The organism is Streptomyces acidiscabies, from assembly GCF_020010905.1.
Lineage (GTDB): Bacteria > Actinomycetota > Actinomycetes > Streptomycetales > Streptomycetaceae > Streptomyces > Streptomyces acidiscabies.
The window spans coordinates 4,866,859-4,892,651 of record NZ_JAGJBY010000001.1; the positions used below are offsets into that span (position 1 = coordinate 4,866,859).

25 protein-coding genes are annotated in these 25,793 nt (G+C 70.4%); 18 read left to right on the forward strand and 7 right to left on the reverse strand.

What is annotated here, in order from left to right:
* Nucleotides 1-53 precede the first annotated feature (53 nt).
* The gene (locus tag J8M50_RS22315) at nt 54-3,209 is read left to right on the forward strand and encodes an AAA family ATPase (protein ID WP_010356196.1); all 3,156 of its coding nucleotides are present in this window, start codon (nt 54-56) and stop codon (nt 3,207-3,209) included.
* Nucleotides 3,210-3,216: 7 nt separating this feature from the next.
* Here J8M50_RS22315 and J8M50_RS22320 read toward each other — a convergent pair whose 3' ends face one another.
* Complete coding sequence (locus J8M50_RS22320) at nt 3,217-3,405, reverse strand: hypothetical protein (RefSeq protein ID WP_059045241.1); 189 nt, start codon at nt 3,403-3,405, stop codon at nt 3,217-3,219.
* Nucleotides 3,406-3,619: 214 nt separating this feature from the next.
* On the opposite strand from J8M50_RS22320, the gene J8M50_RS22325 reads away from it, so the two are divergent.
* Together J8M50_RS22325 and J8M50_RS22330 are read left to right on the forward strand one after the other, a co-directional pair.
* Nucleotides 3,620-4,666 carry a glycoside hydrolase family 5 protein gene (locus tag J8M50_RS22325; protein WP_010356195.1) on the forward strand — a complete coding sequence of 349 codons (1,047 nt, stop codon included), beginning with the start codon at nt 3,620-3,622 and terminating at the stop codon, nt 4,664-4,666.
* A gap of 46 nt (nt 4,667-4,712) precedes the next feature.
* A complete protein-coding gene (locus tag J8M50_RS22330; RefSeq protein ID WP_010356194.1) occupies nt 4,713-5,252 on the forward strand; it encodes a hypothetical protein in 540 nt (179 codons plus the stop codon).
* 16 nt (nt 5,253-5,268) lie between these two features.
* Here J8M50_RS22330 and J8M50_RS22335 read toward each other — a convergent pair whose 3' ends face one another.
* Nucleotides 5,269-5,634 carry a hypothetical protein gene (locus J8M50_RS22335; protein ID WP_010356193.1) on the reverse strand — a complete coding sequence of 122 codons (366 nt, stop codon included), beginning with the start codon at nt 5,632-5,634 and terminating at the stop codon, nt 5,269-5,271.
* Nucleotides 5,635-5,782: 148 nt separating this feature from the next.
* Between J8M50_RS22335 and J8M50_RS22340 the strand changes: the two genes are divergently transcribed.
* From J8M50_RS22340 to J8M50_RS22355, 4 genes are all read left to right on the forward strand, one after another.
* Nucleotides 5,783-6,136, forward strand: coding sequence for a roadblock/LC7 domain-containing protein (locus J8M50_RS22340; protein ID WP_010356192.1), 354 nt, complete (start codon nt 5,783-5,785; stop codon nt 6,134-6,136).
* On the forward strand, nt 6,133-6,936 hold the full coding sequence (locus J8M50_RS22345) for a hypothetical protein (RefSeq protein WP_010356190.1): 804 nt from the start codon (nt 6,133-6,135) through the stop codon (nt 6,934-6,936). The genes J8M50_RS22340 and J8M50_RS22345 overlap by 4 nt, the downstream gene beginning before the upstream one ends.
* The gene (locus J8M50_RS22350) at nt 6,933-7,145 is read left to right on the forward strand and encodes a hypothetical protein (protein ID WP_075736913.1); all 213 of its coding nucleotides are present in this window, start codon (nt 6,933-6,935) and stop codon (nt 7,143-7,145) included. The genes J8M50_RS22345 and J8M50_RS22350 overlap by 4 nt, the downstream gene beginning before the upstream one ends.
* A gap of 208 nt (nt 7,146-7,353) precedes the next feature.
* Entirely contained in the window at nt 7,354-7,743 is a 390-nt protein-coding gene (locus tag J8M50_RS22355) for a roadblock/LC7 domain-containing protein (RefSeq protein ID WP_010356189.1), read from the forward strand.
* A 55-nt stretch (nt 7,744-7,798) separates the two neighbouring features.
* Here J8M50_RS22355 and J8M50_RS22360 read toward each other — a convergent pair whose 3' ends face one another.
* Nucleotides 7,799-8,005, reverse strand: coding sequence for an antitoxin (locus tag J8M50_RS22360; protein ID WP_010356188.1), 207 nt, complete (start codon nt 8,003-8,005; stop codon nt 7,799-7,801).
* Between the two features lie 86 nt (nt 8,006-8,091).
* Nucleotides 8,092-8,439: a GvpU-like protein gene (locus J8M50_RS22365; protein WP_010356187.1), complete on the reverse strand. Its 348-nt coding sequence runs from the start codon at nt 8,437-8,439 to the stop codon at nt 8,092-8,094.
* A gap of 161 nt (nt 8,440-8,600) precedes the next feature.
* On the opposite strand from J8M50_RS22365, the gene J8M50_RS22370 reads away from it, so the two are divergent.
* From J8M50_RS22370 to J8M50_RS22390, 5 genes are all read left to right on the forward strand, one after another.
* Entirely contained in the window at nt 8,601-9,509 is a 909-nt protein-coding gene (locus J8M50_RS22370; protein WP_010356186.1) for a LysR family transcriptional regulator, read from the forward strand.
* 110 nt (nt 9,510-9,619) lie between these two features.
* Nucleotides 9,620-10,705 carry an S-(hydroxymethyl)mycothiol dehydrogenase gene (locus tag J8M50_RS22375; protein ID WP_010356185.1) on the forward strand — a complete coding sequence of 362 codons (1,086 nt, stop codon included), beginning with the start codon at nt 9,620-9,622 and terminating at the stop codon, nt 10,703-10,705.
* 174 nt (nt 10,706-10,879) lie between these two features.
* Nucleotides 10,880-11,242, forward strand: a complete 363-nt coding sequence (locus J8M50_RS22380) for a bifunctional 3-phenylpropionate/cinnamic acid dioxygenase ferredoxin subunit (RefSeq protein WP_010356184.1) — start codon at nt 10,880-10,882, stop codon at nt 11,240-11,242.
* The gene (locus J8M50_RS22385) at nt 11,239-12,399 is read left to right on the forward strand and encodes an NAD(P)/FAD-dependent oxidoreductase (protein ID WP_010356182.1); all 1,161 of its coding nucleotides are present in this window, start codon (nt 11,239-11,241) and stop codon (nt 12,397-12,399) included. Before J8M50_RS22380 ends, J8M50_RS22385 begins: the two co-directional genes overlap by 4 nt.
* Nucleotides 12,400-12,434: 35 nt before the next feature.
* The gene (locus J8M50_RS22390) at nt 12,435-13,562 is read left to right on the forward strand and encodes an aromatic ring-hydroxylating oxygenase subunit alpha (RefSeq protein WP_010356180.1); all 1,128 of its coding nucleotides are present in this window, start codon (nt 12,435-12,437) and stop codon (nt 13,560-13,562) included.
* Between the two features lie 39 nt (nt 13,563-13,601).
* On the opposite strand, the gene J8M50_RS22395 is transcribed toward J8M50_RS22390, so the two are convergent.
* The gene (locus J8M50_RS22395; protein ID WP_010356178.1) at nt 13,602-14,399 is read right to left on the reverse strand and encodes an IclR family transcriptional regulator; all 798 of its coding nucleotides are present in this window, start codon (nt 14,397-14,399) and stop codon (nt 13,602-13,604) included.
* A gap of 151 nt (nt 14,400-14,550) precedes the next feature.
* Here J8M50_RS22395 and betA point away from each other — a divergent pair, with 151 nt between their 5' ends.
* Nucleotides 14,551-16,221: a choline dehydrogenase gene (gene betA, locus J8M50_RS22400; protein WP_010356177.1), complete on the forward strand. Its 1,671-nt coding sequence runs from the start codon at nt 14,551-14,553 to the stop codon at nt 16,219-16,221.
* A 48-nt stretch (nt 16,222-16,269) separates the two neighbouring features.
* Here betA and J8M50_RS22405 read toward each other — a convergent pair whose 3' ends face one another.
* A complete protein-coding gene (locus tag J8M50_RS22405) occupies nt 16,270-16,434 on the reverse strand; it encodes a hypothetical protein (protein ID WP_010356176.1) in 165 nt (54 codons plus the stop codon).
* Between the two features lie 112 nt (nt 16,435-16,546).
* Nucleotides 16,547-17,419 carry a formyltetrahydrofolate deformylase gene (gene purU, locus J8M50_RS22410; protein WP_029184190.1) on the reverse strand — a complete coding sequence of 291 codons (873 nt, stop codon included), beginning with the start codon at nt 17,417-17,419 and terminating at the stop codon, nt 16,547-16,549.
* A gap of 234 nt (nt 17,420-17,653) precedes the next feature.
* Here purU and J8M50_RS22415 point away from each other — a divergent pair, with 234 nt between their 5' ends.
* The 5 genes from J8M50_RS22415 to J8M50_RS22435 all read left to right on the forward strand — a co-directional run bounded on the left by J8M50_RS22415 (nt 17,654) and on the right by J8M50_RS22435 (nt 25,790).
* Nucleotides 17,654-19,123, forward strand: a complete 1,470-nt coding sequence (locus J8M50_RS22415; protein WP_010356174.1) for an aldehyde dehydrogenase family protein — start codon at nt 17,654-17,656, stop codon at nt 19,121-19,123.
* Between the two features lie 29 nt (nt 19,124-19,152).
* A complete protein-coding gene (locus J8M50_RS22420) occupies nt 19,153-20,229 on the forward strand; it encodes a quaternary amine ABC transporter ATP-binding protein (RefSeq protein WP_010356173.1) in 1,077 nt (358 codons plus the stop codon).
* Nucleotides 20,226-22,202 (forward strand): ABC transporter permease, encoded by a 1,977-nt coding sequence (locus J8M50_RS22425; protein WP_029184189.1) that lies wholly within the window; start codon nt 20,226-20,228, stop codon nt 22,200-22,202. Before J8M50_RS22420 ends, J8M50_RS22425 begins: the two co-directional genes overlap by 4 nt.
* Nucleotides 22,199-23,158, forward strand: a complete 960-nt coding sequence (locus J8M50_RS22430) for an ABC transporter substrate-binding protein (RefSeq protein ID WP_010356171.1) — start codon at nt 22,199-22,201, stop codon at nt 23,156-23,158. The genes J8M50_RS22425 and J8M50_RS22430 overlap by 4 nt, the downstream gene beginning before the upstream one ends.
* Nucleotides 23,159-23,351: 193 nt before the next feature.
* Nucleotides 23,352-25,790 (forward strand): GcvT family protein, encoded by a 2,439-nt coding sequence (locus J8M50_RS22435; RefSeq protein WP_040837244.1) that lies wholly within the window; start codon nt 23,352-23,354, stop codon nt 25,788-25,790.
* Nucleotides 25,791-25,793: the final 3 nt, after the last annotated feature.

Here is a 25,793-nt window from a genome sequence, read left to right on the forward strand (position 1 = left end):
TCCGGCGCGGCTCGTAGGGTCGGAGCCACATCTCGGAAACCGGAGGGTGACAAGTGGGGTCGCACACCGACGAACTGGCCCGCTGGGGCAGGCCCGCCCGTATGGACCGCACCGACGCCCGTCTGCTCGGCCGCGAACGGGAGTTGGAGCGGCTCGACGGTCTGCTCGGCGACTCCGACGGCCCGCGTTTCGTCCTCGTACGGGGTGAACACGGCGTGGGGCGCAGCGCGTTCCTGCGGGCGGCGGGTGAGCGGCTGCGGGCGCGCGGGGGTGCGGTGTACGCGGTGGACTGCGTTCCCGGCGATGCCGACCGGCCGTTGTTGCTGGCGTTGCGGGTGGTCATGGCGGTGCGGGGGCGGGGGCCGGTCGCGGAGGCGTTGACGGCTGTGGACCGGGGGGATCGGGCGGGGATGGAGGCGTTGTTGCGGGCGGACCTTGCTCGGTGTGCGCCGGTGACGGTGCTTGTCGACGACGTTCAGTACGCCGATTCGGGCTCTCTGGCTGCGTTGGGGCGGGTCGACGTTCCTGGTGTGCGGCTGGTGGTGTCGGGAGCGTGCCTGGACGGGGCGGGGTTGGTGGCGTCGGAAGTCGGCCGGGACGGCGAGGGGTTGGTGGCGTCGGCGACCTGCCTGGACGGCGCGGTTCCCGGTGTGCGGCTGGTGGCGTCGGGGGCCAGTCGGGACGGTGCGGTTCCCGGCGTGTGGTTGATGGCGTCGGCGGCCAGCTGGGACGGCGCGAGACCCGACACCTCCGCGCCCGCCGACGGGAACGCGCCGCTGCTCGACGGGCCCTCGGCCGACGTGATGGTCCTGCACCCGCTGAGCCCCCACGACACCCACGCCCTGGTCGCGCGCTGGCTACAGGCCGAAGCGGACACCCAACTGTCCCGGCAGATCGGCGAGTTGACGCGCGGCCTCCCGGGAGCGGTCGAGGCCCTGCTCACCGCGTGGACGCGCCGGGACGTGATCCGGGTCGCCGACGGCCACGCCTTCGTCCCCTCCAGGGCGACGGTGCCGGTGCTGCCGGACGACGACCGTTTCCTCACGGCCCTGGACCGGCTCGGCGAGCCCGCGCGCACGGTGGCCGCGGCGCTGAGCATCCTGGGACCACTCGGCGAGCAGGCCCTTCAACTGACCGCGGAGTGCACAGGCTTGTCCATCGAGGCGGTCCACGAGGGTGCCCGCAGCCTGGCCGAGGCGGGCATAGTCGACGAGGCCCCGGGCAGGCCCTTCCGCCTCCCGCTGACGGCGCACTCCGTCCGCGAGCGGATGAGCCCGGTACGCCGCAGCAGGCTGTCCGCGGTCGCGGTGGAGGTCCTCTGGAACGACGGCGCATCGGAGCCTGGCGAGACCTCGGCGCACCGCGCGGACGCGGAGCCTGGCCCTGGCGATACCCCGGCTCACTGCGCGGACCCGGAGCCCGGCACCTCGGCGCACCGCGAGGACGCCGGGCCCGGCCCCGTTGGCGGCACGGACACCTCGGCCCACCGCGCAGAGCCCAGCCTCCGCGACCCCACGGACACCCCGGCCCACCACGCGAACGCGGGCACCCTCCTAGACGGCACGGCCGTCCAGACCTACCGCGCAGACGCCGGCAGCCTGGTCGACCGAGAACGCGCCGTCGCCGAACTCACCGACGCCGCCCGGCAGATACGGCCCGGCACCGACGACGGCCGGGTCCTGCGCTGGCTGCGGGCCGCCCGTGACCTGACCGAACACGCCGACGCCCGCGACCTCGTCCTCCAGCAGTACGGCATCACCGCCTACCTGGCCTGCGACTACCCCGCCGCCCGGACCGCCGCCGAATCCCTGCTGCGCGACCCGGGACCGACGCTGAGCGACCTCGACCTCCAGGAGGCCGCCTGCCTGATCGTGGCGGTCACGGCCAACCAGCGCGACTGGTCCGCGATGTCCCGCCTCGGGACCGCCCACTGGTGGGACGTCCTGCCGATCCCCGCCCTCGCGAAGGTGACGGGCCGGGCCCTCGCCCTGTGCCACCTCTCGCGGTGGCGGCAGACGGAGGACCTGCTCCGTACGACCGAGACGGTGTGGAACACCGACCCCCGCGCCCGCGCCGTACCCGTCGTCTGCCTCGCCACGGCCGAACTCGGCCTCGGCCGCCCGGAACCCTACCGGCGCGCACTGGCCTTCGACGACGCCCCCCAACTCCCCCCGGGCAAGGTGTACTCGCTGGCCGGCGGCATGGTCGACAACCTCCTCAGCCGCTACGACCTCGTCGGCACGACCGCCCTGCTGACGACCACCGGCCTGACCGTGCCCGTGCTGCCGCCGCTCACCCGGTTCCTTCACGACCACCTCACGGGCCGGTGGGACCAGGCCCTGGAATCGGCCCGCCGGCTCCTGGCCGGGCGCGAGATCCAGTCCACCCCGGTCGCGGACAGCACCCTGCTCCCCGCGCGGACGGCGGCCATCCTCCTCGCCCAGGGCCGCGTCACCACCGCCCTCCACCTGGTACGGGACGCCCACGGCCCTGAAGGCACCCCGCCGCACGGCGCCTTGCATGCGTCGGAAGCCGAACTCCTCATGGCTCTCGGCGACTTGGACGGGGCGGAGCGGACCCTGCGCACCGGCCTGGACCGGGCCCGGGCGCACGACCAGGCCCACGGCACGGACGAACTGTGGTCCCTGCTGGCTCAGTTGACATCACGGGCGGGACGCGACCGCGAGGCGGCGGACTGCCTACGGCGCCTGGAGCACCTTGTCCGGCAGACCGGCACCGACCGAACCCGCCTGCTGTACTTGCTGACTTCGGCCCGAGTCCTGCGCGACGAAGCGACCGCCCACCGCGACCTGCGCGAGGCCGTGGACCTCGCCCGCCGCCGGGGGCTGCCGTTCGAGACGGCGACCACCCTGATGACCGCCGCCACGGCGGGCGCGGTCCCGGCGACGGTGCTGCACGAGGCGTACGAAGTGTTCGGCCGGACCGGCGCGTCCCTGTGGCGCTTCCACACGAGAACTGCCCTACGAGAAGCCGGACTTGCCGTCCCCGGCCGCAGACAGGCCACCACCGAGAACGACCACCTCCTCACCACGCTCCTCACCGAACAGCTCACCACCCGCCAGATCGCCCGAGTCCTCCACCTCACCGAGAACGCGGCGTCCCGCCGCCTCTCCCGCCTCTTCGCCAGAACCGGCACACGCTCCCGCACGGAACTCGTCACCGCCTCCCTCACCCCCACGTTCGCGTGACGGTGCGTCAATTCAGAGACGAGACTCCAACTCCCTTGAAGAGCCGGGCGCACGGGTACGGGTCGAGGGGATCGACGCCCACATCGTCCTCCAGGGCGACCCGGTCGAGGTCCCCCGGCGTGCGCGCCGCGTCCCCGCCCACACCGGCATCGTCATGCTCCCGCGCAGCGGTGCCTCCGCGACGAGCGTCGGACATGGTCGAGGGCGACCCGCCGCTCCCTTTCCGTCACGTCGCGAACGCCGGCAGCGACCACCGACAACGGCTCCACCACCGGAGGGTAAGCGCTTTCCGAAATCTCCCCGCAACGTCCTTGACAACCTCGCGCACCCCGCCCCAGACTCACACCGCGTTGATCACCCCAGGTCAAGCCTGACGCCGAGCCGCGTTCATCCCGTAAGAAGGTACTGCCGTGCCCCTGCGCTCCCGTAACTCCCGGCGCCCCCGCACGCGTTCGCTGATCGCCACCGCCGTGGCCCTCGCCGGTGTCGCCGCGCTCGGTGCCGGTGTCCCGGCGTCCGCCGCCGACCGGCACGCCGCGCCCGCGCCGAACACCAGCCAGTTCAAGGGCGTCAACTGGGCGGACCCGCGCGACAACTACGCCAACGACGAGGTCGTGCTGTCGGGTCTGTCGCTGTCGGACACGTACGCGCAGACGTACCACAAGGCGACGCGCATCATCTCCGCGTTCCGGGCCAACCTCGGCGCCAACACCGTACGCATCCCGATCAACCCGTACACGGTGAACGGCAGTTACTGGCACTCCTACCGCGCGGTCATCGACGCGGCGACCCGCCAGGGCTTCAAGGTCATCGTCTCCTACTGGGAGGGCTCCGGCGCCCAGAAGGACGGGTTCATCGACGACACGGCGACGTACTGGCCGATGTGGAAGACGGTCACCAGCGCGTTCCGGCACAACAGCCTCGTGTACTTCGAGCCGATGAACGAGCCGCACGGCTACACGCCGACCGAGTGGGCCGACCTCGCCGCGAAGTGGATCGGCACGTTCCCGAAGATCCCGAAGAACCGGATCTTCGTCAGCGGCAGCGGCTACAACGACAGCGTCGTCTCCGTCTGCGCGGACCCCCGCCTCAAGGGTACGTACCTCTCCCTGCACCACTACGGCTTCTGGGGCAACCGCACCTACGACGAGTGGGTCACCGACCTCAAGACCCGCCTCGGCGACTGCGCGTACCGCACGGTGGCGGACGAGTTCGGCGCGACGATGACGAGCGGCCTCGACTACAACGGCTCCAACGTCGGCAACAACGAGATCTCCTTCATCCAGGCCGACACGGACGTCTTCCGCCAGCTCCACATGGGCTCGGTCTACTGGCCGGGCCTGCGCACGGGCGACACGTACTCCCTCCAGACCCTGACGGGCCCGGCGGCGAACCCCTGGCTGGCCACGACGAACACGTCGGGCGCGGACCGCCTGAAGTGGGCGTGGGGCCGCTAGGACCGAACGCGCACGAGGGCGGGGCCACAACGGCTCCGCCCTCGCCGTGTTTTCCGGCGGCGGCGCGATCGAGGTGATGTACGCCTACACGGGCCCCGCCGAACTGACCGCCCTCGCACACCCGGAAAGCGGCGGCGCCTGCATCAACACGCCGTCCGACATGGAGAGTTGGGCCTCGGCCCAGTCTCCGGAGGACCTGGCGGCGCCGTTCACCTACGTGGTCGACCGGCAGACGCGGCTGCGCCTGGCGCCCCGGCGCAGTGAACACGTCGTGTGCGCGTCCGGGGAACCGGTGCTCGGCGCGGGAGAGATCACGTTCGACCGGGATGCGGGCCGGTGGACGGTGGCCGAGATCACCAACCTGTCCACCGGCTACTGCCCGGACGTCACGTCCTGGGACGCGGTCGCGCGTTCCCTGGAGCGGGCCGGGCTTGGACACCCCGGCGGGTTCACGCACGAGGTGGTCTTCCGGCGGTGCGTCGCCTGCCGGGAGGTGAACGTCGTGCGCGAAGGGGACTTCGTGTGCGTCTTCTGCGACGCGCCGCTGCCCCGGGAGTGGAACGCCGGTCCTGTGACGCCGAGTTGAGGCGGATCCGGAAGGACTAGATCTCCAGGTCCTTCTCGATCCGCTTCAGTGCATGCCGCGCCAGCGCCAGGTTTCCCCGGCCCCGGTCCAGCGCCAGGTACAGGAACAGGGTGCCGCTGCTGCTGCCTAGGGGGCGGATCAGGTGGTACTGGGCGCCGAGGGTGATGAGGATGTCCTCGACCGCGTCCTCCATGCCGAGGAGTTCGAGGGTGCGGGTCTTGGCGCGGACGACCTCCGTGTTGCCGGCGGCGGCGACCTCCAGGTCGAGACCGGGGCCGCCGCCGAGGACGCCGAGCGACATTCCGCTCTCGTAGTCCACGAGAGCGACACCCAGGGCGCCGTCGATCGTCATCGCTTCCTTGAGCGCTGTCTCGATGTTCATGTGCTGCCCTTCGCTCTGTTCACTCTGTGCGGTACGGCGATGTGACGATGGGTCAGAAAATGAGCGACGGACGCCCTGTCCTGAACCTTTCGGATTAAACTACTGTGCCTTCAGTTGTGATGTGAAGCAAAAGTGAAGGGGAGTCCCGTTGTCATCAGTCGAAGCCTCCCTGAGTCGCCTCCTGGATCTACCGGGCGTCACAGGTGTCTCGCTCATCGACGCGGTCACGGGACTGACGTACGGCGACGCGGGGGAGGGCGGCTCGGACCCCGTCGAGTGCAGCCGCCTCGCCGCGTCCGTCGAGAGCGGCCTCAACGCGGCTGGCGCGCAAGGGGAGTTGGAGAGCATCGTCATCACGGGCGCCAACCGCCAGCTGGTCGTGGCGACCGTACCGCGCCAGGGCGACCCCCTGCTCCTGACGGCCGCACTGGAGCGCGGCCAGGCCAATCTCGCCCTGGTCCTGCACCACTTGGGCCTGTACGCGGCAGAGGTGACCGCATGACCTCCGCGGCGACCCCGCGCAACCTCCCCGCCCTGCTGGCCGCGTTGCACGACGAGGGCCGCGACGCGGCGGTCACCGTCTCGGGCACCCCTGGTGGCACGATTCACGTACACGCCGGACTGGTCGTCGCCGTCGACACCCCCGGCGCCCCGAGCGCGGAGTCGATCCTCCTCAAGTCGGGCCGCGTGGACGACAGTTCCTGGGCGGCGGCCCGCGCGGCGCACGGCGACCTCGCCCAACAGCTCAAGGAACGCGGCGTGTTGACCCCGCAGGAGTTCGAAGTCGCGTGCACGGCAGCCCTGTTCGACGGCGCCTTCGCGCTGGCCCTGGGCCCCGGCGCCGTCTGGGAGGTCCGCGACCCCGCCCCCGGAGTCGTCGCCGCCCGCGCCTTCGCCCCGCACCTCGTCGCCGCCGAGACCACCCGCCGCCTCACCGCCCTCACCGAACTCTGGGGCTCCCCCAGCGAGTTGGCCCGCACCAGACTCCGTACGACGGACACGCCCCGCCCCGAAGTCCTCGGCGCCCGCCACACGGCACTCCTGGACGCGGTGAACGGCCGCCGCACCCCGCGCGACCTCGCCTTCACCCTCGGCCGGGGCACGTACGCGGTGATGATGGACCTCGCCCACCTGCGCACGCTGGGCCTGATCCACCCCGACGTGACGCCAACGGGCCGCCCCAGCACGGCACTTCGCGTCCCGGGAGCACGCGCCGACGCATCCCGCCCCCCGGCCCGGAGCACCCCGCTCCCGACGCGCACACCGGGAACACACCACCCCCACCGATCGGATACCGTGTGAACCCGCGCCGGCGCAGGAAGTCCCGACAGCGCTACCTCACGCTCGCCCGGCGACGCAGGCTCGACCAGCCCGCCGACATCCCGCCGCCACTCCCCGTACGCCGCCCCGGCACATCGGCCGGCCGCCCCGTCCCCACGGACCTTGAGGAGCACCAGCCTGACACGTCCCTCCTCCACCGGGTACGCGACCGTCTCGCCTCTTTGCCCTGAGAGCCTGTGTCACATCCCCGGCCGGGCGCCCGCCGCCTGGCACGCACGCTCGCCGCGTTGCCGAAACGCCCACGTGACTCCGCCACGCGGGCGCTCCGGCGCCTTGCGATCGCACGCACCAGACGACGCGCGCTGATCCGACCAGGGATGTGACACAGGCTCTCACTCCCCGCACGCCCGCTCGTCCGCTCACCAGCAGGGATCGCCGATGTCCGAAGTCCACCAGTCCGAACCGCTCGTCGAGGTGCTCGCCGCGCTGCGTGAAGGGGTGATGGGTGTCAGCGAGACGGTGATCTCCACCGTCGACGGCCTCCTGGTCGCCGCCGACGTCGACGCCGTGCACGCGGAGTCCGTGGCCGCGCTCACCGCCGCGAGCTACAGCCTGGCCCGCCGCATGGCCCAGGAGGCTGGCGGCACCGGCCTGCGGGACGTCACCACCCGCAGCGCCGACCGGCACATCGTCGTCCTCGCGGTCAACGACCGCGCCCTGCTCACGGTCGTCGGCGACGACGGCCTCGACGTGCCCCGCCTCCAGCGCGAGATCCACCCCACACTGGAGACCCTCGCGAAGATCCTGGACAGCGACACCCCCGCCTGAACCCGCAACGCCCCCACCGCCAACAACCCGGTGGGGGCGCCATGCTGACGGACCGTCAGTCCTTCTTCTCGCCCAGCTTCCCGATGTACTCCTGCGCCTTGTCGACCGCCGTGTCGATCTTGTCGCCGTGCTTCCCGCCGGTCCTGTCGTCGATGAAGTCCCCCGCCTTCTCCAGCCCGGCGGAGATCTTGTCCCCGTGCTCCCCGGCGAGGTCCTCGACCTTGTCCTTGAGCCCCTTGAGGTTCTTCAGCCCCTCGAACACCCGACATCTCCTCTACAGCTATGTAGTAACGACCCGTTCATGATCCCACCCCCGGACGCCTCGCCCAGCCAGGCGCCCACTCCACCTCACCGCACACTCCAAGCCGTCACCGAATCCAACGGCACCCGGAAATATTCGCCCACCGCCGCAGGCAAGCTGCTCGCCCCGGAGATCAGCCGGCAGCCGTGCAGATGCAGGAACACCGGCGGGTGGGCGAGGGGTTCGGCGGCCTCGCGGCGGAACGCCTCGCCGAAGTGTTCGTCCGGTGCGCTGTCGTCGTCGAGGAGGTCGGCGACGGAGACGGCCCAGGTGCGGTGGGTGGTGAGGCGGCCGGTGAGGACGACGCCGTGGGTGATCACGGTGAGTCGCGGGCCGGCGCCCTCCCTCTCGGTGTGGTCGATCAGGTCGATGAGGAGTTCGTCTCGCGCGGGCATGCCCGAACTCTACTGACGGGGAAGGCCGGTGGCCGCAGGTTCCGGTGACAACCGGTTTTGCCGAGGTTTGACGCGGGGTGCCCAGGACCGGAACTCCGCTTTACCCAGGTGATCTAGGCTCGCCCGGGACCCGGCCCGACACCCTGCGGAGGCACGACCTCGTGGCCCTGGACCTGAACCTTCTCGTGCCGTTGGACGCGCTCCTGCGGGAACGCAGCGTGACGAAGGCGGCGGCGCGGCTGGGCCTCAGTCAGCCGACGGTGAGCGCCTCGCTCGCGCGCCTGCGACGGCACTTCGGCGACGAACTGCTCACCCGGGTGGGCAACACCTACGAGCTGACCCCGCTGGCGGAACAGCTCACGGAACAGGTGATGACGGCCCTGTCCTCGGCGGACCGCGTCTTCCGGCCCCGCTCCGGCTTCGACCCCGCCCACACGCGGCGCGAGTTCACGCTGGTCGGCGCCGACGTGCACGTGGCGACGCTGGGCCGGGAGCTGGCCGCGCTGGTGAGCGAGCGGGCCCCCGGCGTACGGCTGCGGTTCCAGGCGAACACCCCGGACCTGATCAACCACGTGGCGCACCGCCTCGGCGAGGTCGACGGCGTGATCCTGCCGCAGGGCCTGCTCGCGGACGCCTCGGCGATCGAGCTGTACGAGGACGAGTGGGCCTGCGTCGCCTCCGCGCACTCCGTCGCCGCCGGACCCCCGACGGTCGAGGAGCTGTCCGCCCGCCCCTGGGTGGTCCCGTTCCACTTCCCGTGGCTGAATTTCTCCCTGGTCCACCGGCTGCGCGTCCACGGCATCGAGCCCCGCGTCGAGATCGCCGTGGAGAACTTCCTCCCCGTCTCCCACCTGATCGCCGGCACCGACCGCCTCGCCGTGCTCCCCGGCCGCGCGATCGCCCTCTTCCCGCCCGGTCACGGACTGACCACCGTGGACCTCCCCTTCGGCCCCGGCCGCCTGGTGGAGTCCCTGTGGTGGCACTCCCGGCACGAGCGCGACCCCGCGCACATCTGGCTGCGCCGGACCGTCGCCGAGGCGGGCGCCCGCGTCTCCCGGCTCGGGAGATGACGACCACGCACTGAGTCCCGCTTCTTGACCGCGCCCGGCCACTCCCCGATGCTGTGTTGCGTAACTTGAGATGCGTACCGCAATGAGCAACGTCGAACTCGGGAGTGGCCATGGCTCACCAGGTCCGTGCTGTCGTCGCGCGAGGAAAGGGCGCCCCCGTCTCCCTGGAGACGATCGTCGTGCCGGACCCGGGCCCGGGGGAGGCCCTGGTGAAGGTCGAGGCGTGCGGGGTCTGCCACACCGACCTGCACTACCGCGAGGGCGGCATCAACGACGAGTTCCCCTTCCTCCTCGGGCACGAGGCGGCGGGCGTCGTCGAGGCGGTCGGGGAGGGGGTCACGGACGTCGCTCCCGGCGACTTCGTGATCCTCAACTGGCGTGCCGTGTGCGGGAATTGCCGGGCCTGTCTGCGCGGGCGCCCGCAGTACTGCTTCAACACCCACAACGCCGAGCAGAAGATGACCCTCCTCGACGGCACCGAACTCGCCCCGGCCCTCGGCATCGGCGCCTTCGCCGAGAAGACCCTCGTCGCCGCCGGCCAGTGCACCAAGGTCGACCGCGCCGCCTCCCCGGCCGCCGCCGGGCTCCTGGGCTGCGGCGTGATGGCCGGGATCGGCGCCGCCATCAACACCGGGAACGTCGGACGCGGTGACACGGTCGCCGTCATCGGCTGCGGCGGCGTCGGCGCGGCGGCCGTCGTCGGGGCCTCGCTCGCGGGCGCGGCGAAGGTCATCGCCGTCGACATCGACGACGCCAAGCTGGAGACGGCGGCGAAACTGGGCGCCACCCACACGGTCAACTCCCGTGGCACGGACGCGGTCACGGCGATCCAGGAGCTGACCGGCGGCTTCGGTGCGGACGTGGTGATCGAGGCGGTCGGCAGGCCGGAGACGTACAAACAGGCTTTCTACGGACGGGACTTGGCCGGGACGGTCGTCCTCGTCGGCGTGCCCACGCCCGAGATGAAGCTCGAACTCCCGTTGCTGGACGTGTTCGGGCGGGGCGGCTCGCTCAAATCGTCCTGGTACGGGGACTGTCTGCCGTCCCGGGACTTCCCGATGCTGATCGACCTCTATCTCCAGGGGCGGCTGCCGCTCGACGCGTTCGTCACCGAGACGATTCAGCTCGACGAGGTGGAGAAGGCGTTCGACCGGATGCGTCAGGGGGACGTTCTCCGGTCGGTTGTCGTGTTCTGACGATCTGTCAAATCTATTGCCGGACGCGCCTGTTCCACCTGCTCACGCGGGTGGGGCGGGCGCGTCCGGCTGTCCGGGAAACCCCGTCTTTGGACTCCTTGACAACGGTTCGGGGCGGCTCCACACTGGCGTTGCGCTTACCGCAATCCGTTTCGCTATACGCACCGAGGTGTCATGATGATTCCCGCGTGCCGTCTCGCGGACCTGCCGCGAGGCGAGGCATATCGGCTCGACATCGACCCGCCCGTCTCGGTGTTCCACACCGACGACGGCGAGGTCTTCGCCATCGACGACACCTGCACCCACCAGGACGCCTCACTCGCGGACGGCTGGCTGGAGGGCTGCGAGGTGGAATGCCCGCTGCACGCCTCGAAGTTCGACCTGAGGACCGGCGCGGTGGACTCCCCGCCCGCCAAACTCCCGGTCCGTACCCACGAGGTGGTCGTCGAGGACGGCATGATCCACGTGAAGGTGTCCACCGAGGCCCCCAACCTGCCGCCCTGCATGGCGTCCCGGCTCGCGAGGGAGACCGCGTGAGAACGGTCGCCGTGATCGGCGCGTCGCTGGCCGGGCTCTCGGCGGCCCGCGCCCTGCGCGCCCAGGGGTACGACGGCCGGCTGATCGTCGTGGGCGACGAGATCCACCGCCCCTACGACCGGCCCCCGCTCTCCAAGGAGTTCCTCGCCGGCACGTACGGCGAGGCCGAACTCGCCCTGGAGACGGACGACGAGGACCTCGGCGCCGAATGGCTGCTCGGGACCCGCGCCGCCGGACTCGACGCGGGCGCCCGCGAGTTGAGGCTCGCGGACGGCCGCCGGATCAGCGCGGACGGCTTCGTCGTCGCCACCGGCGCCGCCGCCCGCACCCTCCCCGGCTCCGAGAACCTCGCCGGGGTGCACACCCTCCGTACCCTCGACGACGCCCGCGCCCTCAAGGCCGAACTCGCCGCCGGTGGACGGCTCGTGGTGATCGGCGGCGGCTTCATCGGCGCCGAGGTCGCCTCCACCGCGCAGGCACTCGGCCTGGATGCGACCGTCGTCGAGGCCGCCCCCACACCGCTCGCCGGACCCCTCGGCGCCGACATGGGCGCGGTCGTCTCCGGCCTCCACACCGACCACGGCGTACGGCTCCTGTGCGGGGTCGGCGTCAAGGGGCTCAGCGGCGAACGCCGCGTGGACGCCGTGCTGTTGGAGGACGGGCGCACACTTCCCGCCGACATCGTCGTCGTCGGCGTGGGCGCCCGGCCCTGCGTGGAGTGGCTCGCCGGCTCGGGCGTCCCGCTCGACAACGGCGTCAAGTGCGGCGCCGACGGCCGGACCGGCGTACCCGGCGTGGTCGCGGTCGGCGACTGCGCGAACTGGTACGACCCGCGCACGGGCGGCCACCGGCGCGTGGAGCACTGGACCGGCGCGCTGGAACGCCCGGCCGCCGCCGTCGCGGCGCTGCTCGCGGGGGACGGCGCCGCGCCGCCGGGGACCCCGCGCCCCCCGTACTTCTGGTCCGACCAGTACGGCGTACGCATCCAGTTCGCCGGACACGCGGCCGGTGCCGACCGTGTCACCGTCGAGGCGGGCAGCGCCGACGCGCGCGACGTCCTCGCCGTCTACCGGCGCGGGGAGACACCCGTCGCCGTCCTCGGGATGAACCAGCCCCGCCTGTTCACCCGCTGGCGCAAGCAACTCGCCGCCGCCTGAACGACTTTCCCCCGACGCAACCCGAGGAGTGCCCCGTGACCTCGACCGGCCTGCCGGACAGCCTCATCGCCACCCTCCCCGGCTCCTCCTACACCGATCCCGGGATCTTCGCGCAGGAGCAGGAGCGCATCTTCGAGACCATGTGGTTCTGCGCCGTGCGCGCGGCGGACCTCCCCAAACCGGGGGCGTTCCGCACCGTCGACGTGGGCCGAGAGTCCATCCTCGTCACCCGCGCCCGCGACAACTCGGTCCGCGCCTACTTCAACGTCTGTCGGCACCGCGGCGCCAAGCTGTGCACGGAGGAGGCCGGCGAGGTCAAGCGCGCGTTCCAATGCCCGTACCACGCCTGGACGTACGACCTCACCGGCAAGCTCGTCGCCGCGCCCAACCTCACGAAGATGCCCGACGTCGGGCGGACCGAGTACGGCCTCGTGAGCGTGCACGTGCGCGAGTGGCTCGGCTATGTGTGGGTGTGCCTCGCCGAGAACCCGCCGTCCTTCGAGGACGACGTGATGGGCGCGGTCGTCGAGAGACTCGGGGACACCGAGTCCATCGACCACTACGACATGGCGAACCTGTCGCTCGGCAAGCGGATCGTGTACGACGTCAAGGCCAACTGGAAGCTCATCATCGAGAACTTCATGGAGTGCTACCACTGCGCGACGATCCACCCCGAACTGACCGAGGTGCTCCCGGAGTTCGCCGACGGGTACGCCGCCCAGTACTACGTCGGGCACGGCGCCGAGTTCGGTGACGACGTCCAGGGGTTCACCGTCGACGGCTCCGAGGGGCTCGACCGCATCCCCGGGGTCGCCGAGGACCAGGACCGGCGGTACTACGCGATCACCGTCAAACCGCAGGTGTTCATCAACCTGGTGCCCGACCACGTGATCCTCCACCGGATGTACCCGATGGCCGCCGACCGCACGGTCGTCGAGTGCGACTGGCTGTACCTGCCGCACGTCGTCGAGTCCGGCAAGGACGTCAGCCGGTCCGTGGAACTCTTCCACCGCGTCAACCAGCAGGACTTCGACGCGTGCGAGCGGACCCAGCCCGGCATGCACTCGCGGATGTACGCGAAGGGGGGCGTGCTGGTGCCGAGCGAGCACCACATCGGGGAGTTCCACGACTGGGTGCTGGAGCGGCTGGGGGAGCCCAGGTGAACTCAACGGGCCATGGGGTGAACCCAACAGCCCCTGGCCTCAGCCCAGATGCCCCATCCGGCGGCTGATCTCCTCCGCCCCCTTCAGCAGCACCGGCGCGAACTCGTGCAGCCGGTTCTCCGTGAAGCGGTACGCCGGTCCCGACGCGCTCAGCGCCGCGATCACCTCGCCGTCCCGGCCCCGGACCGGCGCCGCCATCGCGTGCAGCCCGACCTCCAACTCCTCCAGCGTGTAGGCGTAGCCGCGCTCCAGCGACTCGGCGAGGTTCTTCTCCAGCTTCGTCTTCGCCGTGATCGTGCGCGGCGTGAGCTTCTTGAGCCCGGTCTCGGCCAGCAGCGCGGCCCGGTCGGTCGCCGCGAGCGACGCGAGCAGCACCTTGCCGCTGGACGTCGCGTGCAACGGCGTGAGCTGGCCGACCCAGTTGTGTACGGCGACGGCTCCGGGACCCCGTACCTGGTACAGGTTGATCGCGTACTGCTCCTGGAGCACCGCGATGTTGACGGTCTCGCCGATCTCCTCGGCGAGCCGCTCGCAGATGGGCCGCGCCTGCTGGGTGATGTCTATCCGTCCGGTCACCGCGCCCGCGAGCCGGACGATGCCGAACCCCAGCCGGTACTTGCCGCGTTCACCGGCCTGTTCGACCAGTCCGCGCGCCTCCAGCGCGCCGAGCAGGCGGAACGCGGTGGATTTGTGAACCTCGATCTCCGCCGCCACCTCGCTGACCCCCGCTTCGCCGCGCTGGGCGAGGATCTCCATGACGCTGATCGCACGATCGACCGACTGGACCCCGCCGGCCTGGGAAGTGGACGTCTCGGTATCAGGCGTGTAGTTGCTCACAGTGAAACTATACGCGCGGTAAACAACGCGACCGCAAGCAACACGTCCGTAGCAAACTCGTTCCAAGTTGCGCTTACCGCAACCTGGTGCGCATAGCGCGCTCAGCACTAGCATTCCCGGCGTACCAATGGCGCGAGGGAGACGAGGCACCATGGCAACACCCCACTACGACTTCGTCATCGTCGGCGGCGGCTCGGCAGGCAGCGCACTGGCGAACCGCCTCTCCGCGAATCCGGCGAACCGGGTCCTGGTCCTGGAGGCGGGGCGCAGCGACCACCCCTGGGACGTCTTCATCCACATGCCCGCCGCACTCACCTACCCCATCGGCAGCCGCTTCTACGACTGGAAGTACGAGTCCGAGCCCGAGCCCCACATGGGCGGGCGGCGCGTCTACCACGCGCGCGGCAAGGTTCTCGGCGGCTCCTCCAGCATCAACGGCATGATCTTCCAGCGCGGCAACCCCATGGACTACGAGCGCTGGGCCGCCGACCCCGGCATGGAGACCTGGGACTACGCGCACTGCCTGCCCTACTTCCGGCGCATGGAGAACTGTCTCGCCGCCGACCCCGACGACCCCTTCCGGGGGCACGACGGGCCCCTCGTCCTCGAACGCGGGCCCGCCTCCAACCCGTTGTTCGGCGCGTTCCTCAAAGCCACCGAGGAGGCCGGGTACGCGCCCACGTCCGACGTCAACGGATTCCGGCAGGAGGGCTTCGCCGCGTTCGACCGCAACGTGCACCGCGGGCGGCGCCTGTCCGCGTCCAAGGCCTACCTCAAGCCCGTCCGCAAACGCCCCAACCTCACCGTGAAGACACGGGCGTTCGTCACCCGGGTTCTTTTCGAGGGCAAACGCGCGGTCGGCGTCGAGTACGAACGCGGCCCCGGAGCCGCCCAGCAGGTCCGCGCCGGCGAGGTCATCCTGTGCGGCGGCGCCATCAACTCCCCGCAGCTCCTCCAGGTCTCGGGCATAGGCAACGCCGAGGAACTGAGCGCCCTCGGCATCGACGTCGTCCACGACCTGCCCGGCGTCGGCGAGAACCTCCAGGACCACCTGGAGGTGTACGTCCAGTACGCCTGCAAACAACCCGTCTCCATGCAGCCGTACATGGCGAAGTGGCGGGCCCCCTTCATCGGCCTCCAGTGGCTCTTCCGCAAGGGTCCCGCCGCCACGAACCACTTCGAGGCGGGGGGCTTCGCGCGCAGCAACGACGACGTCGACTACCCCAACCTGATGTTCCACTTCCTCCCGATCGCGGTCCGCTACGACGGCTCGTCACCGGCCGGGGGGCACGGCTACCAGGTCCATGTGGGCCCCATGTACTCCGACGCGATCGGCTCGGTGAAGATAAAGACCAAGGACCCCCGGGTCCACCCCGCCCTGCGCTTCAACTACCTCTCCACGGAACAGGATCGCCGCGAGTGGGTGGAGGCGATCCGGGTGGCCCGCAACCTCCTGAGCCAACCGGCGATGGCCCCCTACAACGACGGCGAGATCTCCCCGGGCCCGTCCGTCGCCTCCGACGAGGAGATCCTCGCGTGGGTCGCCAAGGAGGGCGAGACGGCCCTCCACCCGTCCTGCACCTGCAAGATGGGCACGGACGAGATGTCGGTGGTCGACCCCGAGTCGATGCGGGTCCACGGCGTGGAGGGCCTGCGCGTGGTCGACGCCTCGGTGATGCCGTACGTCACCAACGGCAACATCTACGCCCCGGTCATGATGATCGCTGAGAAGGCGGCGGACCTGATCCTGGGCAAGACCCCGCTCCCGGCGTCGGAGGCGGAGTACTACCGCCACAGGGACGCGCAGAAGCAGGCGGGTTAGCCGTATACGACGGTGGGTGGAGCCGGGCTGCCGGCTCCACCCACCGTTTCAGCTGTCGGCACCCTCCCGGCTCCCCGGCACCAACACGGCGAGTGTGCTGCGCGCTTCACGCCGCAGAGCATGGCTGCGGGAGAACGTGGCGGTGAGAGCGATGAGCGAGACAGTGCAGCCGTAGAACACGGCGGCGATGCTGGAGAGGAGCCCGACCGACACCGGGCACGCACCCTTCTTCCCCCGTCCGGCCCGCGCGTCAAATCAGGCGGGCGCCGATGCGTTTCCTCTCCACCATACGAGAGCCGTCAACCCGGCGGTAGTGGGCGACGGTTCACCGGAACACCACCGTCCGGTTCCCGTCCACCATCACCCGGCTCTCGCTGTGCCACTTCACCGCATGCGCCAGCACCTGCGCCTCCACGTCCCGCCCCACCGTCACCAGATCCCCCGGCGCCAGCGAGTGGTCCACCCGCGTCACGTCCTGCTCGATGATCTGTCCCTCGTCGAGGTCGGGTGTCACGTAGTGCGCGGTCGCCCCCACCAGCTTCACCCCCCGCAGATGCGCCTGGTCGTAAGGCCGGGCCCCCTTGAAGCTCGGCAGGAAGGAGTGGTGGATGTTGATGGCCCGCCCTTCGAGCTGCTTGCACAGGTCGTCCGACAGGACCTGCATGTAACGCGCGAGTACCACGAGATCGACATCGAGATCACGCACCAGCTCCAACAGCCGCGCCTCGGCCTCGGGCTTGGTGTCCTTGGTGACCGGGATGTGGTGGAAGGGCACCCCGTAACTCTCGGCGAGCCCCTCGAAGTCCCGGTGGTTGGAGACGATCGCCGGGATCTCGATGTTGAGCGCGCCCGAACGCCCCCTGAACAGCAGGTCGTTGAGGCAGTGCCCGAACTTGGAGACCATGATGAGGGTCCGGGTCGGCGTGGCGGCGTCCCGCAGCGTCCAGGTGATGTTGTACGCCTGGGCGACGGGCCCGAACCGCAGCCGCAGGGACTCCAACTCGCAGGCGGGGTCGGTCACATCGAAGTGGACCCGCATGAAGAACCGCCCGGTCAGCCGGTCGTCGAACTGCTGACTCTCCAGGATGTTCCCGGAGTTGCGGACGAGGAACCCGCTCACGGCGTGCACCAGCCCGACGCTGTCGGGGCAGGAGAGGGTGAGCACGAACTCACGGCCGGATCGTGTACGAGGGGACATGCTGGCCTCCGTTGATGCGCATGACACAACGCGGTGAGCGATACGCAACATGGTCGGGCGATGCTGGGGGGAGGTCAAGGCCACCGGGTCAACTGCCCCGTTGGCGAAATCGTCACCGGCGAACCCCTTGACGACGCTCTGTCGGTTCGTCACTGTGTTCCACCACAAGCAATCAGATGCACTATGCGCAACGAATCTCGATACGGGGCATTTTCTTCCGGAAGGGCACGGCGCGTGGCAGACCTGTACGTGGACGGCGAGTGGCGGGATTCGGCCGCCGAAGGGCGCCGCGAGATCCGATGTCCCGCCGACGGCACCCTCGTCGCGACGGTCGCGGAGGCGGCCCGCGAGGACACGGAAGCGGCGATAGCGGCGGCCCGCCGAGCCTTCGACACCGGCCCCTGGCCCCGCACCCCCGAACGCGACCGGGGCGCGGTCCTGCTGCGCACGGCGGACCTGATCGAGCGCGACACGAAGGAATTCGCCCGCGCGGAGTCCCTCGACACGGGCAAGCGCCTCGTGGAGAGCGAGTACGACATCGCGGACGTCGTCTCCTGTCTGCGCTACTACGGCGGCCTCGCCGGCACCTCCGCGGGCCGCGTCATCGACACCGGCCGCGACGACGCGATCAGCCGCGTCGAGTACGCCCCGGTAGGGGTCTGCGGACTGATCACCCCGTGGAACTACCCGCTGCTCCAGGCGAGTTGGAAGGTCGCCCCGGCGCTCGTCGCGGGCAACACGTTCGTCCTGAAGCCCAGCGAACTCACCCCCTCCACCGCGATCCTCCTCATGCGGGCCCTCGAAGAGGCCGGCCTCCCGCCGGGCGTCGCGAACCTCGTCCTGGGCGCCGGAGCCGAGGCGGGCGCCCCCCTCGCCGACCACCCCGACGTCGACCTCGTCTCCTTCACCGGCGGCGTGGAGACCGGCAAGCGCGTGATGGCGAGCGCCGCCGCCACCGTCAAGAAGACGGCCCTGGAACTCGGCGGCAAGAACCCCAACGTGGTCTTCGCCGACGCCGACTTCGAGGCGGCCGTCGACTTCGCGCTCACCGCCGTCTTCCTCCACTCCGGCCAGGTCTGCTCGGCAGGAGCCCGCCTCATCGTCGAGGACTCCCTGCACGACCGCTTCGTCGACGAGGTCGTCCGCAGGGCCCGACTCATCCGCCTGGGCGGCCCGTTCGACGCCGCCGCCGAGACCGGCCCGCTGATCTCCGCAGCGCACCTCGCGAAGGTCGAGGCGTACGTCGCGGCCGGCATTGCCGAGGGCGCCGTACTGCGCTGCGGCGGCGAGCGCCCCGCCGACCCCGCGCTGGCGGACGGCTTCTACTACCCGCCGACCGTCCTGGACGCCTGCACGCAGGACATGCGCGTCGTGCACGAGGAGTCCTTCGGACCCGTCCTGACCGTGGAGCGGTTCACGGACGAGGACGACGCCGTACGCATCGCGAACGACACGGAGTACGGCCTCGCGGGAGCCGTGTGGACCGAGGACGCGGGGAAGGCCCAGCGGGTCGCCCGGCGGCTGCGGCACGGCACCGTGTGGATCAACGACTACCACCCCTATGTGCCGCAAGCGGAATGGGGTGGCTTCGGGCGCTCGGGAGTGGGCCGGGAGTTGGGACCGACCGGCCTGGACGAATACCGGGAGCCCAAACACATCTGGCAGAACATCCGACCCCGGCCTCAGCGCTGGTTCAGCGGCTGAGGCCGGGACACCTGAAAAGAGGTCCGACTGTGCTCCCCACACAGACCGAGGTGCCCCAGCGGCGCGGCACACCCAAGGACTCGGACGGTACGCCGGTCATCTCCGTGCGCGACCTGTGGAAGGTGTTCGGACCGAAGGCCGACAAGGTCCCCGGCTCCGAGGAACTGAGCGGCCTCGGCCGCCGTGAACTCATGGACCGTACCGGCTGTACGGCCGCCGTGCGCGACGTCGGCTTCGAGGTGGCCCCGGGCGAGGTCTTCGTCGTCATGGGCCTGTCCGGCTCCGGCAAGTCCACCCTGGTGCGCTGTCTCACCCGGCTGATCGAACCCACCTCGGGCGAGATCGTCTTCGAGGGCGAGAACATCCGCGACGCCGACCCCGCCCGGCTGCGCGAGCTGCGCCGCCGCAAGTTCTCCATGGTCTTCCAGCACTTCGGCCTCCTCCCGCACCGCAAGGTCGTCGACAACGTCGCCTTCGGCCTGGAGATCCGGGGCGCCGGACGCGCCGAGCGGATGAAACGCGCCCTGGAGGTCGTCGAGTTGGTCGGCCTCTCCGGCTACGAGAACTCCTACCCCGACCAGTTGTCCGGCGGCATGCAGCAACGCGTGGGCCTCGCACGGGCGTTGGCGGGCGACCCCGAGGTCCTCTTCTTCGACGAACCCTTCTCCGCGCTCGACCCCCTCATCCGCCGCGACATGCAGAGCGAGGTCGTCCGCCTGCACCACGAGGTCGGCAAGACCATGGTGTTCATCACCCACGACCTCTCCGAGGCCCTCAAACTCGGCGACCGCATCCTCATCATGCGCGACGGCAAGATGGTCCAGTGCGGCACCGGCGACGAACTCGTGGGCGCCCCGGCCGACGACTACGTCAAGGAGTTCGTGCGGGACGTGCCGCGCGGGGACGTCCTCACCCTGCGCTGGATCATGCGCCCCGCGCGGGACGACGACGCCCTCGACGGCCCCGAACTCGGCCCCGACGTCGTCGTACGCGAGGCGACGCGGGCCGTGCTCGCCGCCGAGAAGCCCGTGAAGGTCGTCGAGAACGGGCAGTTGCTCGGGATCGTCGGGGACGAGGAGATCCTCGCGGTGGTGGCCGGGCGATGACGACAGTCCTGGAGAAACCCACAGAGTCCGCCGAGCCACCGGTAGTTGACGAACCGTCAGCCAGCAGGATCACCCGGCCCCGGCTGGTGGCGGCCATTCTCGCGGCGTGGCTGCTCCTGTTCGCCGTCCTCAAGGGCAAGCAGACCCTGTCGCTCGCGGCGGCCGATCTCACCGACCTGCACCGCTGGTTCAACGACGTCAACGACTCGATCGGCGCGAACCGCGACTCCAACCCGCTCTTCGAGTACTTCTTCAACGACATCCGCACGGCGATCGACCATCTCGGCGTGTTCGTCCAGGAGTTGATCGCCCAGCCGCCGGACGGCCGGCCCGTCCCGCAGATCGGCTGGTTCGGGGTCGTCGGGATCGTCGCCCTCGTCTCCTGGGCCTTCGGGAACTGGCGCGTCGCGCTCCTCGCGACGGCCGGCTTCACCTTCCTCGGGCTGCAAGGCCTGTGGCAGGAGAGCATGGACACCTTCGCGCTCACCCTCTCGGCGGTCCTCCTCGCCCTGCTGATCGGCATCCCGCTGGGCGTGTGGGCGGGCGTCTCCGACCGGGTGAACCGGATCCTGACGCCGTTCCTCGACTTCATGCAGACGATGCCGACCTTCGTCTACCTGGCCCCGCTGACCCTGTTCTTCCTGATCGGCCCGGCCTCCGCGACCATCGCCACCCTCATCTACGCGGCCCCGCCCGCGATCCGCATCACCGCCCACGCCATCCGCGCGGTCCCCGCGACGACCGTCGAGGCCGCCGAATCCCTCGGCGCGACCAGGGGACAGGCCCTGCGCAAGGTCCTGCTCCCGATGTCCCGCCGCACGGTCGTGATGGGCGTCAACCAGACCATCATGGCCGCGCTCGCCATGGCCACCATCGCCGCCCTCATCGACGCGCCCGGCCTCGGCAAGACCGTCGTCCAGGCACTCCAGTCCCTCGACGTCGGCACGGCGTTCAACGCGGGCCTCGCGATCGTCGTCCTCGCGATCGTCCTGGACCGCGTCACCACGGCCGCCGCCGAACGGGGCCGGACGACCTTCAAATGGCGCCCCCACCTCCTCGCGGCCGGCGCGGCGGGCGTCGCCGTCATGATCTACCTCTCCCACGTCTACGTCTGGGCCGCGCAGTTCCCCGGCAGCGGACAGACCGGCGAGAAGATCGCGAGCGCCGCCGACTCGGCGACGACCTGGGCGCAGGACCACCTCTCCGGCCTGACCAACGGCTTCCGCGACGCCGTCACCACCGGCCTCCTCAACCCCTTCCAGACCCTCCTCACCGACTCCCCGTGGTGGCTCGTCGGCCTTGTCCTCGCCGGGATCGGCACGGTCCTCGGCGGCGTACGCGCCGGGATCACGGCGGCGATCTGCGTCGGACTCCTGATCGGTACGGGCCTGTGGTCCGACGCGATGACGACGCTCGCCTCGACCGCCTTCGCCACCGTCATGGTGATGCTCCTCGGCATCGTCTTCGGCGTGTGGATGGGCCGCAGCCGCACGGTCGACCGCGTCCTGCGGCCGACCCTGGACGCGGCGCAGGTCATGCCCCCGTTCGTCTACCTGGTGCCGTTCCTCGCGCTGTTCGGCGCGACCCGGTTCACGGCGATCGTCGCCGCCGTGGTGTACGCCGCCCCCGTCGCCATCAAGATCATCGCGGACGGCGTACGGAACGTCCCGGAGACCACCGTGGAGGCGGCGACCTCGGCCGGCGCCGGCACCTGGCAGCTCGTCACCAAGGTTCAACTCCCCATGGCACGCGGCGCGTTGACCCTCGCCACCAACCAGGGGCTGATCTACGTCCTGTCGATGGTCGTCGTCGGCGGCCTGGTCGGCGCGGGCGCGCTCGGGTACGACGTCGTCGCCGGGTTCTCGCAGGGCCAGTTGTACGGCAAGGGGCTCGCCGCCGGGCTCGCGATCGTGCTGCTCGGCGTCATGTTCGACCGGATCACGCAGGCCGCCGCGCAAAGGACGACCCGATGACACTTCACAGGCGAGCCGGCCTCGGCGCGCTGGCGCTCTCCCTCACCCTCACCGCCGGGTGCGGCTGGGCGAAGGTCAGCGACATGGCGCCCGCTGCGGGCGCCCACGGCACGTGCGGCACCTTCAACCTCGCGGTCAACCCCTGGGTCGGCTACCAGGCCGACGCGGCGGTGGTCGCGTACGTCGCGGCCAACGACTTGGGTTGCAAGGTCGTCCAGAAGGACCTCAAGGAGGAGATCGCCTGGCAGGGCTTCGGGACCGGTGAGGTGGACGCCGTCCTGGAGAACTGGGGGCACGACGACCTCAAGGCGAAGTACATCGGTGGCCAGAAGACGGCCGTCTCGGCGGGCTCCGCCGGCAACAAGGGCGTCATCGGCTGGTACGTCCCGCCGTGGCTCGCCAAGGCCCACCCCGACATCACCAACTGGCGGAACCTCAACAAGTACGCGGCCAACTTCAAGACCTCGGAGTCGGGCGGCAAGGGCCAACTCCTCGACGGGGACCCGTCGTACGTCACCAACGACGAGGCGCTCGTGAAGAACCTCAAGCTGGACTTCAAGGTGGTGTACGCGGGCAGCGAGACCGCGCTCATCCAGGCGTACCGCAAGGCCGAGAAGAACAAGGAATGGGTGATCGGCTACTTCTACGAGCCGCAGTGGTTCCTGACGGAAGTCCCCTTGGTGAAGGTCAACCTCCCCGCGTACAAGACCGGTTGTGACGCGAACGCCGAGAAAATCGCCTGCGACTACCCCGTGTACGACCTCGACAAGATCGTCAGCGTGCGGTTCGAGAAGTCCGGGTCCCCCGCCTACGACCTGGTGAAGAACTTCACCTGGACCAACGACGACCAGAACATCGTCGCCAAGTACATCGCGGTGGACCGGATGACACCGGAGGCGGCGGCGAAGAAGTGGGTCGAGGCGAACCGGGGGAAGGTCGACGCCTGGCTCAAGTGACCTCGCTGTGAGGCCCGGCAGGCGGAGTGCCCAAGTGCGCTCCGCCTGCCGGGCGTTCGTGTTTTTCCTGTTGTGGAAAAGGGGTGTTCTCCGGCATCCCCGGCCCTCTTGACACCCCCCTGTGCGCCGGGCACATTGAGTTGCGCAACCTGAAGTGCGTTGCGTACGAAGCAACTCAAGCGGAGGTGCGGCGATGACGGGACCCCGAGTGGTCATCATCGGAGCAGGCGTCGTCGGCGCCGCGCTCGCGGACGAGATCGCGCAGCGCGGCTGGACCGATGTGACGGTGGTCGACCAGGGTCCGCTCCCGGCCACCGGAGGCTCCAGCTCGCACGCCCCGGGGCTGGTCTTCCAGACCAACTCCTCCAAGGCGATGACCGAGTTGGCGCGCTACACGGTGGACAAGTTCTGCTCCCTGGACGTGGACGGCAAGCCCTGCTTCCTCCAGGTCGGCGGCCTCGAAGTCGCCACCACCCCCGAGCGCCTCACCGAACTGGAGCGCCGGCACGGCTGGATCACCGCGTGGGGCGTGGAGGCCGAGCTGATCGACGCGGACGCGTGCGTCGCCAAGCACCCCCTGCTGGACCGCTCCCGGGTCCTCGGCGGCCTCTTCGTCCCCACCGACGGCCTCGCCAAGGCCGTCCTCGCCGTCGAGGCCCAGATCCGCCGGGCCACCGAGAACGGCGTCGACTTCCTGCCCCGCCACGAGGTGCTCGACATCCTCCAGGACGCCGGCCGCGTCACCGGCGTCCGCACCGACCACGGCGACCTCGACGCCGACATCGTCGTGTGCTGCGCCGGCATCTGGGGCCCGAAGATCGCCCGCATGGCCGGCATGAACCTCCCCCTCACCCCGCTCGCCCACCAACTCGCCTGGACCGGCCCCGTCCCCGCGCTCGCCGGGCAGACCGAGGAGGCCGTCCGGCCGATCCTGCGCCACCAGGACGCCGACCTCTACTACCGCGACCGGTACGACGCCATCGGCATCGGCTACTACGGCCACCGCCCCATGCCGGTCTCCGCCGACGACATCCTCACCTTCGGCGACGACCAACCCATGCCGTCCGTCCTGGAGTTCACCGAGGACGACTTCGCCGACGCCTGGACCGAGACGCAATCGCTGCTGCCCGCGACGAAGGACGCCAAGGTCGACGAGGGCATCAACGGCCTGTTCTCCTTCACCACCGACAACTTCCCCCTCCTCGGCGAATCGCGGGACGTCAAGGGGTTCTGGGTCGCCGAGGCGGTGTGGGTGACGCACTCGGCGGGCATCGGCCGCGCGATGGCCGAGTGGCTCGTCGACGGGTACTGCTCCTCGTTCGACCTCCACGAGTGCGACGTCAACCGCTTCGAGCCGCACCAGCTCACCCCGGAGTACGTCCTCGCGCGCGACTGCCAGAACTTCGTCGAGGTGTACGACATCCTGCACCCGCTCCAGCCCTCCGGTGACCCGCGCCCGATCCGGACCAGCCCGTTCCATGAAAGGCAGCAGGAGCACGGCGCGTTCTTCCTGGAGGCGAACGGCTGGGAACGCCCTCACTGGTACGAGGCCAACTCCGCGCTCCTGGACGGCCGTTCCATCCCCGTCCCCAACGACTGGGCGGCCCAGTACTGGTCCCCGATCGTCGGCGCCGAGGCGCAGGCCACGCGCGAGACCGTCGCGATGTACGACATGACCGCGCTCAAGCGGCTTGAGGTCACCGGCCCCGGCGCGGGCGCCTTCCTGGAGACGCTGACCACCAGCAAGGTCGCCAAGTCGGTCGGCTCGGTGACGTACACGCTGCTGCTGGACCACGACGGGGGCATCCGCAGCGACGTCACCGTGGCCCGCCTCGCCCAGGGCCGCTTCCAGATCGGCGCCAACGGCAACCTCGACCTCGACTGGCTCACCCGCCACCTCCCCGCCGACGGCACCGTCCAGGTCCGCGACATCACCGCCGGGACCTGCTGCATCGGCCTGTGGGGACCCCTCGCCCGCAAGGTCCTCCAGCCGCTCACCGACGACGACTTCAGCAACGACGGCCTCAAGTACTTCCGCGCGAAGCAGGCCCACATCGGCAGCGTCCCGGTGACCGCCATGCGCCTGTCCTACGTCGGCGAACTCGGCTGGGAGATCTACACGACCGCCGACCTCGGCCTGAAACTCTGGGACACGCTGCGCCGCGCGGCCGAACCCCTCGGCGGCGTCATCGCGGGCCGCGGCGCCTTCAACAGCCTCCGCCTGGAGAAGGGTTACCGCTCCTTCGGCACCGACATGACCTACGAGCACGACCCCTACGAGGCGGGCGTCGGCTTCGCCGTGAAGCTCGACAAGGGCGACTTCATCGGCAAGGCGGCGCTGGAACGCCGGAAGACCTCTGTGCGACGGAAGTTGACCTGCCTGACCATCGATGACCCGTACGACGTCGTCCTCGGCAAGGAGCCCGTGTACGACGGGGAGCGCGCTGTCGGGTACGTGACCAGCGCCGCGTACGGCTACACGATCGGCAAGGGCATCGCGTACGCCTGGCTCCCCGCCGAACTCGCCGTGCCCGGCACGGAGTTGCGTATCGGCTACTTCGACCGGCGGGTGGAGGCCGTGGTCGCCGAGGAGCCGTTGTTCGACCCGACCATGTCCCGGTTGCGGGGCTGAGGG

What these genes read in the sequence shown, in the direction of transcription:
- J8M50_RS22320 (WP_059045241.1), bottom strand. Translation starts at nt 3,405, where the DNA reads ATGTCCGACGCTCGTCGCGGAGGCACCGCTGCGCGGGAGCATGACGAT.
- J8M50_RS22335 (WP_010356193.1), bottom strand. Translation starts at nt 5,634, where the DNA reads ATGAACATCGAGACAGCGCTCAAGGAAGCGATGACGATCGACGGCGCC.
- J8M50_RS22345 (WP_010356190.1), top strand. Translation starts at nt 6,133, where the DNA reads ATGACCTCCGCGGCGACCCCGCGCAACCTCCCCGCCCTGCTGGCCGCG.
- J8M50_RS22355 (WP_010356189.1), top strand. Translation starts at nt 7,354, where the DNA reads ATGTCCGAAGTCCACCAGTCCGAACCGCTCGTCGAGGTGCTCGCCGCG.
- J8M50_RS22365 (WP_010356187.1), bottom strand. Translation starts at nt 8,439, where the DNA reads ATGCCCGCGCGAGACGAACTCCTCATCGACCTGATCGACCACACCGAG.
- J8M50_RS22375 (WP_010356185.1), top strand. Translation starts at nt 9,620, where the DNA reads ATGGCTCACCAGGTCCGTGCTGTCGTCGCGCGAGGAAAGGGCGCCCCC.
- J8M50_RS22380 (WP_010356184.1), top strand. Translation starts at nt 10,880, where the DNA reads ATGATGATTCCCGCGTGCCGTCTCGCGGACCTGCCGCGAGGCGAGGCA.
- betA (WP_010356177.1), top strand. Translation starts at nt 14,551, where the DNA reads ATGGCAACACCCCACTACGACTTCGTCATCGTCGGCGGCGGCTCGGCA.
- purU (WP_029184190.1), bottom strand. Translation starts at nt 17,419, where the DNA reads ATGTCCCCTCGTACACGATCCGGCCGTGAGTTCGTGCTCACCCTCTCC.
- J8M50_RS22425 (WP_029184189.1), top strand. Translation starts at nt 20,226, where the DNA reads ATGACGACAGTCCTGGAGAAACCCACAGAGTCCGCCGAGCCACCGGTA.
- J8M50_RS22430 (WP_010356171.1), top strand. Translation starts at nt 22,199, where the DNA reads ATGACACTTCACAGGCGAGCCGGCCTCGGCGCGCTGGCGCTCTCCCTC.
- J8M50_RS22435 (WP_040837244.1), top strand. Translation starts at nt 23,352, where the DNA reads ATGACGGGACCCCGAGTGGTCATCATCGGAGCAGGCGTCGTCGGCGCC.